At 45.4% G+C, this 14463-nt stretch carries 14 protein-coding genes; 13 read left to right on the top strand and 1 reads right to left on the bottom strand.

The genetic code is table 11. From position 1 onward, the window contains the following. Positions 1–4 precede the first annotated feature (4 nt). The 5 genes from NSQ50_RS24835 (at position 5) to NSQ50_RS24815 (ending at position 6855) form a co-directional block, all read left to right on the top strand. Positions 5–1381 (top strand): bifunctional folylpolyglutamate synthase/dihydrofolate synthase, encoded by a 1377-nt coding sequence (locus tag NSQ50_RS24835; RefSeq protein ID WP_076099455.1) that lies wholly within the window; start codon positions 5–7, stop codon positions 1379–1381. Positions 1382–1387: 6 nt separating this feature from the next. Beyond that, complete coding sequence (gene murC, locus NSQ50_RS24830; protein ID WP_036685137.1) at positions 1388–2764, top strand: UDP-N-acetylmuramate--L-alanine ligase; 1377 nt, start codon at positions 1388–1390, stop codon at positions 2762–2764. Between the two features lie 208 nt (positions 2765–2972). Next, on the top strand, positions 2973–4139 hold the full coding sequence (locus tag NSQ50_RS24825; RefSeq protein WP_076099456.1) for a GGDEF domain-containing protein: 1167 nt from the start codon (positions 2973–2975) through the stop codon (positions 4137–4139). 33 nt (positions 4140–4172) lie between these two features. After that, positions 4173–5330 carry a GGDEF domain-containing protein gene (locus tag NSQ50_RS24820; RefSeq protein ID WP_076099457.1) on the top strand — a complete coding sequence of 386 codons (1158 nt, stop codon included), beginning with the start codon at positions 4173–4175 and terminating at the stop codon, positions 5328–5330. Positions 5331–5667: 337 nt separating this feature from the next. After that, complete coding sequence (locus NSQ50_RS24815; protein ID WP_036685141.1) at positions 5668–6855, top strand: glycosyltransferase; 1188 nt, start codon at positions 5668–5670, stop codon at positions 6853–6855. A gap of 92 nt (positions 6856–6947) precedes the next feature. On the opposite strand, the gene NSQ50_RS24810 is transcribed toward NSQ50_RS24815, so the two are convergent. Further along, positions 6948–7934 carry a diaminopimelate dehydrogenase gene (locus NSQ50_RS24810; RefSeq protein WP_038573038.1) on the bottom strand — a complete coding sequence of 329 codons (987 nt, stop codon included), beginning with the start codon at positions 7932–7934 and terminating at the stop codon, positions 6948–6950. Between the two features lie 216 nt (positions 7935–8150). Between NSQ50_RS24810 and NSQ50_RS24805 the strand changes: the two genes are divergently transcribed. From NSQ50_RS24805 to minC, 8 genes are all read left to right on the top strand, one after another. After that, on the top strand, positions 8151–9389 hold the full coding sequence (locus tag NSQ50_RS24805) for an SPOR domain-containing protein (protein ID WP_076099458.1): 1239 nt from the start codon (positions 8151–8153) through the stop codon (positions 9387–9389). Between the two features lie 199 nt (positions 9390–9588). Beyond that, the gene (locus tag NSQ50_RS24800; RefSeq protein WP_036685144.1) at positions 9589–9834 is read left to right on the top strand and encodes a DUF4321 domain-containing protein; all 246 of its coding nucleotides are present in this window, start codon (positions 9589–9591) and stop codon (positions 9832–9834) included. 34 nt (positions 9835–9868) lie between these two features. Further along, a complete protein-coding gene (locus tag NSQ50_RS24795; RefSeq protein ID WP_036685146.1) occupies positions 9869–10465 on the top strand; it encodes a Maf family protein in 597 nt (198 codons plus the stop codon). 25 nt (positions 10466–10490) lie between these two features. Next, on the top strand, positions 10491–11180 hold the full coding sequence (gene radC / locus NSQ50_RS24790) for a RadC family protein (RefSeq protein ID WP_036685147.1): 690 nt from the start codon (positions 10491–10493) through the stop codon (positions 11178–11180). 38 nt (positions 11181–11218) lie between these two features. Further along, a complete protein-coding gene (locus NSQ50_RS24785; RefSeq protein WP_036685150.1) occupies positions 11219–12253 on the top strand; it encodes a rod shape-determining protein in 1035 nt (344 codons plus the stop codon). A 62-nt stretch (positions 12254–12315) separates the two neighbouring features. Then, positions 12316–13194: a rod shape-determining protein MreC gene (mreC, locus tag NSQ50_RS24780; RefSeq protein WP_036685152.1), complete on the top strand. Its 879-nt coding sequence runs from the start codon at positions 12316–12318 to the stop codon at positions 13192–13194. Beyond that, the gene (gene mreD, locus NSQ50_RS24775; protein ID WP_080742577.1) at positions 13194–13724 is read left to right on the top strand and encodes a rod shape-determining protein MreD; all 531 of its coding nucleotides are present in this window, start codon (positions 13194–13196) and stop codon (positions 13722–13724) included. Before mreC ends, mreD begins: the two co-directional genes overlap by 1 nt. 79 nt (positions 13725–13803) lie before the next feature. Continuing rightward, entirely contained in the window at positions 13804–14463 is a 660-nt protein-coding gene (gene minC, locus NSQ50_RS24770; protein WP_036685154.1) for a septum site-determining protein MinC, read from the top strand.

Here is a 14463-nt window from a genome sequence, read left to right as displayed (position 1 = left end):
AGACATGGATGACCTAAATCGGGGCGGGAGCACCGCCCCTCTTGCGACATATACCGAAGCGGTTAACTGGATCAAGGGCCTGATTCCGTTTGGAATCAGGCCAGGTTTAGACAGAATTGAGATGTTGATGGACAAGCTGGGAAACCCGCACCGTCGGCTGAAATTTATTCATGTGGCGGGTACGAACGGCAAAGGCTCTACCTGTGCCTTTTTGACAAGCGCACTTTTGCAAAGCGGCTATTCTGTCGGCACCTTCACGTCTCCGTATATTACGAAGTTCACGAACAGGTTCCAATATAATAATACGGACATTCCTGAAGAAACTCTTCTTGAGCTAGTGAATACCCTTCGTCCTTTGGTAGATGAGATTGCAGAAACGGAATTTGGCTCACCAACGATGTTTGAGGTAACTACAGCTGTGGCCATTCTATTTTTTGCGGGTGTTTCTTGTCCGGATGTTGTCGTATGGGAGACTGGGCTTGGGGGAAGGCTGGATGTAACGAACATCGTTACTCCGATCGTGTCGGTGATTACAAATGTCGGCCATGACCATATGGATATTTTGGGTGATACGCTTGAGAAGATTGCAATGGAGAAGGCCGGAATTATCAAACCCGGTGTACCCGTTGTTAGCTGCGTAAATCAACCGGAAGTCGTGGCTGTACTCAAGGAGAAAGCGGCGGCTTGCCGCTCTACTCTTTATCTTGCCGGAGAAGATTTTAGCTATGAAGCTACTGGAATTCATGGGGATGTGCAGACCTTTAACTTTAAGGGTCCCTTCCGTTCGCTTGAACTTGGGATTGTGATGAAAGGCGAACACCAGATTAGCAATGCGGCGGGAGCCATGATGGTTCTTGAAGTTTTGCGCCAGTATATGGCGTTCATGCTAGAGGATGAAGATGTTCTGGAAGGATTGCGTCATGCATTTTGGGCTGGAAGGCTGGAAGAGGTAAGTAAATCTCCGAGGATTGTACTGGATGGAGCACATAATCCGGAAGGCGCGGAGAGCCTTGCCAAAAGCCTGCCACAGCTCTATAAATACGGTAAATTAAATTTACTTATGGGAATGATGGCAAATAAGCATCATGAATCCTACTTTAAGCATATACTGCCTATAGTGGATACGCTCATCCTGACCGAACCGGATTTCCAGAACAAAATGGACGCGGAGCATCTGCAGGTTATCGCAGAAAGTCTGCGGGATAAATATGCCAAGGAAAACTTGGTAATCATAGTAGAACATAATTGGGGAAAAGCGCTGCAACAACTGAAGTCGATTACAGCGGAGGATGACCTTGCCGTCGTATCTGGTACGCTGTATTTGATTTCTGACGTGCGCGGTACACTTTTGCAGCAACCCGATACTGAAAAAGGCTGGTGACGACTGTTGGATACTACTGAACGTGTGCATTTTATAGGGATCGGCGGCTACGGTATGAGCGCGATTGCCCGAGTAATGCTAGAAATGGGATATACGGTTACGGGCTCCGATGTGGCTGCCCAAGAATTGACGGATAAATTGATTGCTAAAGGTGCCAAAATTTATATTGGGCATACAGCAGAACAAGTAAAAGGTGCGGATCTGGTCGTGTACTCTACGGCTTTGTCCAGCGATAATGTGGAATGGGTGGAAGCAGAGCGTCTTAAGATTCCAATTCTGCACCGCTCACAAATGCTGGCTCGTTTATTGAACGAACGTAAAGGGGTAGCCGTTGCCGGAGCGCATGGTAAAACAACTACCTCCTCCATGATCGCGCTTGTAATGGAAGAGTGTGAAGTTGATCCTACGTATATTATCGGCGGAGAGATTATGAATGTCGGTACGAATGCAAAGGCAGGACAAGGCGATTATGTAGTGGCGGAAGCGGATGAGAGCGATGGCTCTTTCTTGCACTATCATCCTTGGCTTGGAATTGTCACGAATGTGGAAGCAGATCACTTGGAGAATTACGGCGGAGATTTTAACCGTCTCAAGGCTGCTTACGTACAGTTTATGAACCAGACACGTGAAGACGGCACTGCGATTGTGTGTGCAGATGACGAGAACGTGATTTCTTTATTGCCTGAAGTGTCAGGTAAGGTGATTACTTACGGCATCAAGTCGAAGACTGCAGATTATATTGCAACAGACATCGTCCTTGGCGACCGTCAGGTTTCGTATACGATGAACCATAATGGCGTAGTATTGGGACAAATTGAACTGTCCGTGCCAGGTCAGTACAATCTGTATAACTCAATGGCTGCGGTTATCGCTTGTTTGAAATCAGGAATCTCTTTTGAGAAAATCGCTGAGGCGATTGTGAAATTCCATGGTGCGAAGCGCCGTTTTCAAGTGCTCGGAGAAGTCGATGATATTCTGGTCATCGATGATTATGCGCATCACCCAACTGAAATTCAGGCGACAATCAGTGCTGCTAAGGCAACGGGGAAACGGATTATTGCCGTATTCCAGCCTCAGCGGTATACACGTACGTTCTTCCTGCTAGATGCCTTCAGCCGCGCCTTTAGCGAAGCAGATGAGGTGATCATCACCGACATCTACTCTCCGGCAGGTGAGAAGCAGATTGAGGGGGTTACATCTGCGAAGCTGGTTGAGCTTATTGTGCAGAACAGTAACGCCGGTGCAAGACATCTGCCAACCAAAGAAGATGTGCTTGCTGATCTGAAACCTCGTATTGCCCCAGGTGACCTGGTGATTACGATGGGCGCAGGCGATATCTGGAAGGTTGGATACGCATTGGCGGACGGCTTGAAGAAGCGTTAATACAAACACAGGCCTACACGAGAATATTCATATTCTCTTGACCATAGCACTTCCCCCGAGCTCCGTGCAGGGGGAAGTGCTTTTTTGTATACTTAAGCGGTGTATGTACATTCTAAAAAATGAAATAAATAGGGTATTTGCTGAACCGGCCATTGAGTGCTATAGTGCTGTCAGTAGAGGATCAATTTTTCCGTGTAGGTGGTGACTCATGGACTCCCAGCTTGATATCAAAACGTTAGTGTATTTATTTATTTTTGGAAACCTATTTATATTGGTACTGATAACCAATTACCGGAGGAGCGCTCCTAAAGACAGGGCATCCACCTTATTCATACGCTCTAAGGCGGTGCAGCTGCTCTTCTGGTGTTCATTATTATTATGGGGCCATATTCCCCGCGCTTTATCCATTCCACTTAGCAACGCTTTGATTCTTCTAGGCTGCTGTCTGGAGATTATTGCTTTACTGCTGATGATGGGCATTCTTGGGCAGCGGATAAAGTTGTATTACATAACGCTTTCCATACTTAGTTCGATTACTTTTAGTATTGTTGCCGTCTTCTTTCATCATTCCAGCTGGCGCATAGCCTGCACCTCACTATGGTCGATACTTTTTATTGTCTATCCAGCTTACCACCTCACGGTGAACCCCAAAGGCACCCCTCTTCAGAAGATACTCGGAATATTATTTTACGCTTTTGCAGGGATTATGCTGCTCCGCGCGATTGTTGCACTGATCTGGGAGCCAGAGATGAACGTGTTCACAACTAATCTTTCGCAGTATTTATATTACCTGGGGATGTATTTATTATTGATTGTGGGAGCCGCAGGCTTTATTCTACTTTCTAACGAGCATTCCTTTGTAAAACTGAAACGAATCGCTAGCTACGATGATCTGACTGGAATCCTTAACCGTGGAGCATTTCTTCAGGAAGCTGAGGTACGGCTTGAGAAGGCAGTTGCTGAGCAGGAGTACTTTTCGTTTATGCTGCTGGATTTGGATCACTTCAAAGAAATCAATGATACATACGGCCATGATACCGGTGATGTTGTTTTGGAAGAATTCGCATTGACGATTAAGGACAACCTCGAAAACAGCGATTTATTCGGCAGGCTTGGCGGCGAGGAATTTGCAGTTATACTTTGCGGGCTTGATGAAGCTAGCTGTGACCGGAAAGCTGAAGCGTTACGAGAGGCAGTAATGAAGACGCCCACACAAAAACTCTCACAAGGTTATACAGTTAGTATAGGTGTAATTACGATCATGCCGGATCAGGAGATCTGGATAAATAAGCTGTACAAGCTGAGCGATAAAGCGTTATACCAAGCCAAACAAGAAGGAAGAAACCGAGTGGTCAGATACAATTATATTTATTGAGCTTAGAGAATACAGGGGGTGAAATTCACTAACATGCATCTGGATCTCAAGACACTGCTGGTCTGCCTCTTTATGTGGCAATCATTCACGGTATTGCTTATTGTTGTCTATCGTTTGCGTTACGCGCAGGAACGGACTTCTACCTTGTTTGTCACGGCAAAATATTTGCAGCTGGCAGCTTTAATTCTCCTTTTGCTGAACGATTTCACAGACTCGCGACTTCCCATTCCAATCAGTATGCTGCTTGCTTTAGCTGGAGGTACGCTGGAAAGCTTAGCGCTTCTGATGCTTCTCAGGGTTTTTGGGAGCTGGGTTGAACGATATTATACGATCCTGTTCGGAGTGTCCATTGTCGTTGTAGTCCTACTGCATTTAATTATGCCAGATGAGCGGTTCGTTATGGCTGCAACTTGTCTATTTGGGATTATGATCATAGCTTTACCTGCTTACATATTAGCTGTGAAGATTAGAGAGACCTCTCTCCAGCAAACCATGGGATTGTTGTACGGTGTTGTAATTTTAACGCTGGTTGGCAAGGGACTTGAACCGTTTTATTCGATGTTAGGACTGAATGCACTGACCTCTCACTGGCTGCAGATATTTTTTTATCTGGGGATTTATTTGCTTATGTTTTTAGGAACTGCGGGAATCATGCTGCTATATAGAGAGGATTCCTTTACAGAATTGGAGCGGGTGGCCACTTATGATGTGCTGACAGGTATTTTGAATCGCAGATCCTTTGTTCAGCGTGTCCGACCTTTAATAGCTGCCTCAGCGATGAAGAAGCTGCCATATTCTTTTTTACTGCTGGATGTTGATCACTTTAAACGTATAAACGATACCTACGGCCACAATACCGGCGACCACGTTCTGAAGGATCTGGCTCATAAAATAAAACAGCAGCTTGGCAATGGCGATCTGTTCGGAAGATTCGGCGGTGAGGAGTTCACTGTGCTGCTGCATAGAGCCGATGAACAAAACAGTGATATGATTGCAGAGTGGATGCGCACAGCGGTTACAGGGGCGATCATTCATGGTGTCCCCCTGCATTACACGATAAGTATTGGAGTCATCACGGTGGATTCAGGTGAACGATACTCATTGAGCACTCTTTACAAACTTAGTGACATTGCATTGTATCAGGCTAAGAAAAAGGGCCGGAACTGTGTAGTTAGAAGCTACGACAACTAAAGTGTCTTCCTTTCGACATTATACGAGGGAGACGCTTTTTTTGTATGCAAAGAGGATTAGTACATAATACCTAACGATTACAACTTCTATCAATAGAGCAATTCATGATTATGTATGTCGTGAAAAAAGGGGGGGTAGTCTGTTTTTTAGAAAAAGCGGCGGTTTATAAGGGGAAATTGTAATCGAATTCTGAGGAACCAGAAAAAAACTCAAAAAAATTTAGACTTCCCCTATAAATCGACAAAACTTTTAAGTGAAATGAGTTACTATTGAACTGCATCTAAAGTTTCAGTTGGTAGATGGGGGTTTTTATTACAAAATACAAGGAGCCAGAGTCATGCGAGAAAGAATGCTGTTCCTATCAGCCCAGAATCAAAGCGCAGAGGATCTAGAAGGAGAAATGAGAACAGGGAGTATTCTCGAGATTTTGCTTGGGAAATTTGATATAGATTTGCTGACGTACGGAAGTGCCAACCAAACCGTGTCTATAAATGAGCGGACGGCACTTACGGTTCATAACATTAACGAAGATTATACGACCTGGAGGCCAATGTTGCGCCCCTTACATAAACTGCGGAATTTCTCAAATTTAAGTCATATAGATAAAGATATGAAAAACACTATTTTGGAGCTTTGCCGTTCCAATAATTATAAGCATGTATTTATATCGCATGTCCTATTGGGAAAATGTATTGATATGGTGAGGAACTTGCTTCCAGAAGCCAGTGTGATCACAGATACCTATAGTTTTGCAAACGGAAGCGGAGGATCCTCCGGAGAGACAGGGAAGTTAAGCAGGAAGAATCCCTATAATAAACTCAATGCCGCATGGGATCGTAGGAATAAACGGCGATTAATGAATAAAACGGGTCTACTTTTAGCAACCTCGGAATGGGATGCACTAGCGTTCAAATCTCTATCATTTGCAGATGCCCGTAAGGTTCATGTTGTCCCCCATTTCATCAAGATGAATGAGTATGAGACTTTTGCAGAGCCTGTGACTAAAGAAAATTCAATTGTGCTGCACTGGAATATGAATATGAGACTGGGAATAGATGCAGCCCGAGTATTCTTTAAAAAAACCTATCCCATGATTAAGGAGCAAGTGCCAGATATCAAAAGTTATATTATCAGCTCAGAGGTTCACCCGGAGGTCATGACTTTGATTAAGGAAGATGAATCGGTCATAGTCACTGGACCAGTAAATTCCTCTACTGAATACATACGACGGTCTAAAGCTGTTCTGGTGCCTATCCTTGAAGGCTGCGAAGTTTCTAGAAATATACTGGAATCCTGGGCGCTTAAAACGCCTGTGGTTACTAGCTCTATCATGTGTGAGAAGCTGAATTGTGAGCATAACCGAAATATTTTGCTGGCTAATACCTCGGTTGAGGTTGTTGGAAGTGTATTGAATTTACTGAAAAATCCTGAGCTTGGCGCTATTATTGCGGATCGTGCGCATGAGACTTTATTAAAGAATTATGAAATGAATCATGTTAAGAGTAAGATTCTTAGTCTTGTATAGAAGGTTGTCTGACAAGATGCTTGCTGCTCTGGACAACAAATAACCCGCGAGGACCATTAAAAGTCCTACGCGGGTTATTTGTTGACAGGATTTTAGAGCAAGTTGCGGCGCAGTTCTTCTGGTGATTTCGGAGACAACATCCCAAGTGGAATATCGAAAACAGTACGCGCTCCGCTTTGACCTTCTTGACTCATACGCTGAGCAGCTCTGGCATAAGCCACAAGCACACTAGCTGTAAATTCAGGATTGCTCTCCAGCTTCAGGCCGAATTCAACAATTTGTTTCGTGCCTTCTCCTGTTACCCCACTGCGAATAACAAACCCGCCGTGCGGAATACCGCTGTGCTGAGCTGCCAGTTCTTCTTCAGTGATGAAAGTAACCGTAGTATCATAATCTGCAAAATAGTTCGGCATATTCACGATTTCTTCGCGAATGCGCTCTTGATCTGCACCTGCCTCAGCTACTACAAAACACTCTCTAAGATGTTTTTCACGAGTAGTAAGTTCTGGTGTTTCACCCGCACGGATAGCCTCGATAACCTCTTGTACTGGAACCGTATATTGCACGCCGCCTTTAACGCCTTCTACTCTGCGAATGGCATCGGAGTGACCTTGGCTGACGCCTTTACCCCAGAAAGTATATTCTTTACCTTGTGGAAGAATAGCTTCAGCTAGCAGACGGTTCATGGAGAACAGGCCTGGATCCCAGCCCGTAGAAATTACGCTGAGTGTTCCGCCTTGTTTAGCTGCGGCATCAACGGTCGCAAAGAACTCAGGGATTTTGGCGTGAGTGTCAAAGCTGTCCACGGTATTAAACATCCGGGCAATAGCTGGTGTCTGTTCTGGCAGGTCGGTAGCCGATCCTCCGCACAGAATCATAACATCCACTTTTCCCTTATATTGTTCGACGGCAGAGATATGCTCGAATTTCACACCGGTTTCACCGGCTTCCAGTTGTCCAGGCTCTCTGCGCGTAAAGATCGCAACCAGCTCGATATCTTCACTTTGGTTAATAGCCTTACGTACACCTTTTCCTAAATTACCGTAGCCCACAATTGCTGCTTGAATTTTTTGTTTCAGAAAAAGCCCTCCTAAACTGTAATGAACTAAAATCCTATTTCTAGCTTAACTAGTATAGTGCACACTTTTAGCTCTTTTTATATAGTATATAAAAGTTACATGTAATGTAAACTGAATCCGTATAACTTTCATTATTCATTTGGCTATAAAAATAGCATATCTCTCTATTGTCTATCATATATTTCCATATAGATTAGATGAGGTGAGGTGTTACTGTTGAATAACGGAAGAATGACATTCCGATTTGACGTGAATAAGGACGAGCCTAAGCCAAAACCGCAGGTAGTGGAGCGCTGGTCCAGTGGCGGACTGGGCACAGCTGAAGAATATGCAGAGGAGTTGCGCAAGGAGGTCGGTCCAGCACAGCAGCATACTTGGGTGCATGAACCTGATTTACGCTCTACGCGTGAGGCACCACCGGAGGATGCTTACGACTACTACTCAGGAACTGTAGATCCACGCCAGCAAGAATGGGACGAACAGGATAGAGATTTCAGAAATACGCAGCAATCGTATCTGCTTTCAGATTTGGTACTGGATGACAGAGATAAATCAGCAGAGGTTTACACGGGAGGTTATGGGGGCTCATACCATACTCGTCGCCCATCGTATTGGTGGAAATTATCCCTGTCTGTGGTGGGGGCGATCGGCACGGGTCTACTATTAGGATATGCGGCACTTTCCTTTTTTTATGGAGGAAACATGGACAGTAGTTCAGGAACCGGGATAACAGATACGTTGGCTACTTCAGGGCAGACTTCCGGAGCTAATGATCCAGCAGGTGTAGGAACCTCGGGATTGCCGGTTACGGGCACAGATGATGCCGGCAAAAACAGTATTCCTGTTCAAGTGGCTGCGCAAAGCTACTACCTGCTGCAGTATGGCGTATTCAGTACGTCGGCAGGCGCGGAACAAGCTAGACAAGAGCTGTTGGACGCTGGCTTAGCTGCGGGCTTGGACCCTGCTGACGGAAATCGTGTATATGCCGGAATGTCCTCTGACCGTGAACAAGCTAAGCTGCTCAGCAGTGGTCTGAAGAATCAAGGGATTGAGCTTTATGTAAGAGAGGTGGAGCTTCCCGGAGTGGAACGATTAGGGTTTGCCGGAAATGCGGAGGCTGTGAATAGTTATTTTGCGGTGAGTGGACAGCTGCTCAGTGAACTAAGCAGTCAATCCGCTTCTTTACTCAGCGGAGGACAAACGGATGCGGCAGCTAATACCTCAGCTGTGAGTGATCTTCATCTCCAATGGAGTGAAGCTGTTAAAGCTCTGGAGCAAGGCATAACGCCTGAAGCCAAAAGCATTTGCGCAGCGCTAGAGAAATCTATGAGCCAAGGAATTTCAGCACTGAGTGAATATAACAAGAACAAGGCGCAAGCCCTGCTTTGGGAAGTGCAGGAATCCATGCTGAGCTTCTTGACCAGTCAAAAACAGCTGCTGTCTGCTATGAATTGAATGCTTGGATTGCGGATTCAAAATAACAGCAAGTCTCCGGGGAATTGGGGGCTTGTTGTTTTTTTCGGAGAGGGGTATCGTTCCGCAACTTTTAGGGCAAAAGGTGGTAAACATTACCGTAGGGGATTTTACGTTTGTATTGATCACCGTTTCACCGTATAATAATTAGGGTGTCAAAAAATGGCGAGGGAAGACTGAGATGAAGAAGAAAAATGTAGGAACACTGCTGTTATTTCTAATTCTAGGCTGGCTGGCTGGAGCCTGGATCGCCAAGCTGCTGCAGCCCGTAAAGGCTCTGTCTTTTCTAACAACATCGACTGTGCTCAAATGGTCTCCGCGAGCCGATTTAGACATCATAACCTATGACATCACTATTCATTTGAAATTGTGCATGCTTAGTCTCGCCGGTATTATTACAGCTGTATGGCTGTACCGCAGACTGTAACTCTCGTTACTGAGCAAGAAGGGACGTTTACAACGTGGACAACTCACCACTCATTATTCTAGCCTCAGGTTCACCGCGTCGACGTGAGCTGTTATCCTTACTGGGTTTGCCCTTTGAGGTCATTACCAGCGAAGCTGATGAGAGCACACCGCCGGATTGGACGCCGGAGAGAATCGTGCGCAGTCTAGCTTTGCGAAAAGCAGAAGCCGTAGTAGCTGCGGCCGGAGAGCGTAACGCAGTCATTATAGGAAGCGACACAATTGTTGTATTAGATAATACTGTGCTAGGCAAACCGGTGGACAAGCTGGACAGCAAAGCGATGCTTACCAGACTTCAGGGCCGAACTCATAAGGTATACACGGGTGTAGCCTGCCTCGGACTCCCGAATGGGAAGACTATAGTGGAGCACCGTGTTACTTCCGTAACGATGAGGGCAATGACTGAAGAGGAAATTGCTGCTTATATTGCTACGGGAGAGCCTGCTGATAAGGCTGGCTCATATGCGATACAAGGGCTTGGGTCCATTTTGGTGGAACGAATTGAAGGCTGTTATTTCAATGTAGTCGGATTGCCTTTGTCGCTTCTTGGCGAAATGCTATCCGAGTTCGGTATAACGGTATTGAGCCGGTAGGAAGCCTGGGGAAAGAGGGATAGGGATGGAGTCGCAACCAATTATGCTGCGGGACCTCCCCCATGAAGAACGACCTAGAGAGCGCATGATGCATTATGGGGCGGAATCATTAAGTCAAGCGGAGTTGTTAGCCATTCTGCTGCGTACGGGAACACGCCGCGAGTCGGCTATTCATATTGCACAGCAGATGCTGGGGAAGATCGGTGGCCTGCGTGGGCTAGTTGACCTTAGCATCGAAGAACTGACCAAAATCAACGGTATCGGTCCTGCCAAGGCCGTACAACTAAAAGCAGGCATCGAACTGGGAAGGCGCCTTGCGAATTCCAGGTTCAATATGCCGGTCATTATCCGCTGTCCTGGGGACGCTGCAGAGATTCTGACTGAGCAATTGCGTTATTTGCAAAAGGAGCATTTTGTCTGTCTGTTTCTGAACACGAAGAATCATGTGATTGGACAAGAAACATTGTCCATGGGCAGCCTGAATGCTTCGATCGTTCATCCTCGTGAGGTATTCAGAGCAGCTATAAAATGCAGTAGCGCCTCTATTATATGCGCGCACAATCATCCTAGTGGTGATCCAACACCTAGTCCAGAAGATATTTCCCTAACCGCTAGATTGCTTCAGGCAGGTGAGATTATCGGAATAGATGTGCTGGACCATCTAATTATCGGAGATAGCAGTTTCGTAAGCTTGAAAGAAAAAGGACATATGTAATATAAATGTAGATTTACTTAGGAAAAGGAGAAATTAGCATGTTGGGTGGTTTCACAAAAGATTTAGGAATTGACTTGGGGACAGCGAATACGCTTGTCTACGTACGCGGTAAGGGCGTTGTTGTAAGAGAGCCTTCCGTTGTAGCCATTAACACTGATACTAAGACGATTGAAGCCGTGGGTGAATCCGCCAAAAAAATGATCGGTCGTACTCCTGGAAATATCCGTGCGATCCGCCCGATGAAAGATGGCGTTATCGCTGATTTTGATACAACGGCTACGATGATTAAATATTTTATTCGTCAAGCACAGAAACAGCGTTCTATGTTCCAGCGTCACCCTAATGTAATGGTCTGCGTGCCATCTGGTATTACTGCTGTAGAGCAACGTGCGGTAGAAGATGCTACCAAACAAGCTGGCGCTCGAGAAGCTTACATTATCGAAGAGCCTTTTGCTGCTGCTATCGGTGCGGATCTGCCAGTATGGGAGCCTACAGGTAGTATGGTTGTAGATATCGGTGGAGGTACAACTGAAGTTGCCGTAATCTCGCTCGGCGGTATTGTTACTAGCCGTTCAGTGCGTGTTGCAGGTGATGAAGCGGATGAGTCCATCATTCAATACATCAAACGTCAATACAATCTGATGATCGGTGAACGTACTTCGGAGCAGCTCAAAATGGATGTTGGCTCGGCCCTTCCTCTTGAAAAGGCTGAAACCATGGAAATTCGCGGCCGTGATCTCGTAACAGGTCTGCCAAAAACACTTACAATTACTTCTGATGAAATCTGTGAAGCTTTGTCTGACACAGTGAATGCTATTATTGAAGCTGTTAAAGTAACATTGGAAAAATGTCCGCCAGAGCTTGCAGCAGATATTATGGATCGTGGAATTGTTTTGACAGGTGGGGGAGCCTTGCTTCGCAACTTGGATAAGCTGCTTGCACGTGAGACGGGAATGCCGGTTATTGTTGCTGAGAATCCACTGGACTGTGTAGCTATTGGAACCGGTAAGGCACTTGAGAACATTCATTTGTTCAAGAGCCGCAGCGGATCCAGTCTTCGTTCGAAGAGATAAGATGATGTTCTACCACTTGTGTAAGTCAACCCCTGTTATGGGAGAAATACTGTTGTTAGAGGGTGTTGAAACTGTTTAAACTCTTAAGCAATAAACGTCTGTTTATTCTGTTGATTACACTGGTGCTGTTCATTGTGGTAATGGGCTTCAGCTTGGCAACAAGGAAAGGCTTGTCCTGGCCGGAGAACTTTCTCAGAGATTCGACTGGTTTCGTGCAAAAAATGTTCTACAAGCCCGCTGGATATGTAGCGGGCTTGTTTGAAGATATTGGAAATCTGAGTGATCTTGCTAAAGAAAATGAACAGCTTAAAATTATGGCTGCCCAGTATGCACGTGATAAAGCCCAGTATAATTTCGTCAAGGCGCGGAATGACGAGTTGGAGAGAAATTGGAATTTCACTGAAGAACAGAAAAATTTGTATAAATATGAATATCGTATTGCACAGGTAATTAGCCAGACAACAGAGCCAAGCAATAGTACGATTGTTATCGATTTGGGCTCCAAAGATGGGGTTAGACCTAATATGTCCGTGATTTCAGTGGATGGTCTAGTCGGTGTTATCAGTAAGGTGAGCAATTTCACCTCCACAGTGAAGCTGATGACAATGATGGACACCAATGATCCTAATTCCCAGCCGCCTATTGCGGCAACTGCCTTAAATAAAGAGGGTAAATCCTTTGGGATGATTGAGAGTTATAATCCAGAGACGAACAGACTGCTGATGACTAAGATTCCACCGGGTGATCCTATTGCAGCGAAGGATACTATTCTGTCTTCCGGTATTGGAGGATTGTATCCAAGGGGATTGACAATAGGCACAGTTGAAAGCGTCGATGTTGGTGAATTTGGATTAACCTCCACAGCAGTGATTAAGCCTTCAGCAGAATTTCAGGACTGGAAGCAGTTGATTGTTGTGTTTACGGAGGAGCGTGCTGAATAGTGAATATGCGCAGATCAGTTCTTGTTCTGTTACTGTTCCTCTTATTTATTGTGGAGGGAACCATTTTACCTTGGCTGATTCCAGATGTTTGGCAGATGCGAATCATTCCGAATCTGGTTTTTGTAGTGTTATTGTTCGTGACTATATATCATCATCGGCATACAGCACTTATATTGGGATTATGTTTTGGAATGCTGCATGATGTCGTTTTTTACGGCAGAATTCTTGGAGCACACTCTTTTGCGATGGGATTGTCGGCTTATTTAATCGGCCTTTTATTTCAGATTCCACGTGCTCCGCTGCCCCTTATGATGACTGTGGTTCTGCTTGGAAGTCTACTTGAGGATAGTATACTATTTGGTATCTATAGTGTATTTAATCTTAATCAAGAACCTTATAGCTGGGCGATTTTGAATCACATGCTGCCGACGATGCTTTTTCATTTTGCCATCGGGCTACTCTTCTACATACCGGTTCGGCGCCAGCTTGAGCTAATCAAGAAAGAAACGAATAAGGAAGAAGCGGCTTAAAGAGCTTCTATTTTCTTTCTATACAAAGCAGGAATTTAAGGGGCCCGGCACGAATGAATGAGGATAGGGGGCCAGGCATATGACAGTAAAATCCAAGCATGTAAGGATTAAGGGCATCAAGGATGGCCTGATATTCCTGCTAGACGACAAATGTCCCTTTGAAGATCTTCTGAGCGAGCTTCGCTATAAGCTGGAGCACAGCCATCAAAATATTTTAACTGGACCGATTGTACATGTGGACATAAAGCTGGGCAATCGTACCGTAACTGAGGAAGACAAGGAAGCTGTGCTGGAGATTCTTAAGGGACAGGGAAATCTGTTGATTCGATCTATAGAGGCGCTTCCAGCGCCCGGCAGTGAGGATAATGACGCATTGTTTTTGATGAGTGGAATTCTACGTTCCGGTCAGGTGCTGCACCATAACGGAAATCTTCTATATCTGGGGGATGTGAACCCTGGGGGGACCATAACCTGTTCAGGCGATATTTATATACTAGGTTCGCTAAGAGGGATGGCGCATGCTGGAGTAGACGGGAATGAGGAAGCGATTATAGCTGCTTCTTTAATGTCTCCAACACAGCTGCGAATTGCCGATATTATTAGTCGTCCGCCCGATGAATGGGAAACCCGTGAAAGCAGTATGGAATTTGCATATTTAACAAACGGAGCTATGCAGATCGATAAGATTCATAATTTGGTCAAATTACGTCAGGATTTAAATGTGTTTAAAGGGGTGTAG

The sequence above is a fragment of the Paenibacillus sp. FSL R10-2788 genome (assembly GCF_038003885.1).
Lineage (GTDB): Bacteria > Bacillota > Bacilli > Paenibacillales > Paenibacillaceae > Paenibacillus_AQ > Paenibacillus_AQ odorifer.
This window is presented reverse-complemented; position numbering and strand designations above follow the sequence as displayed.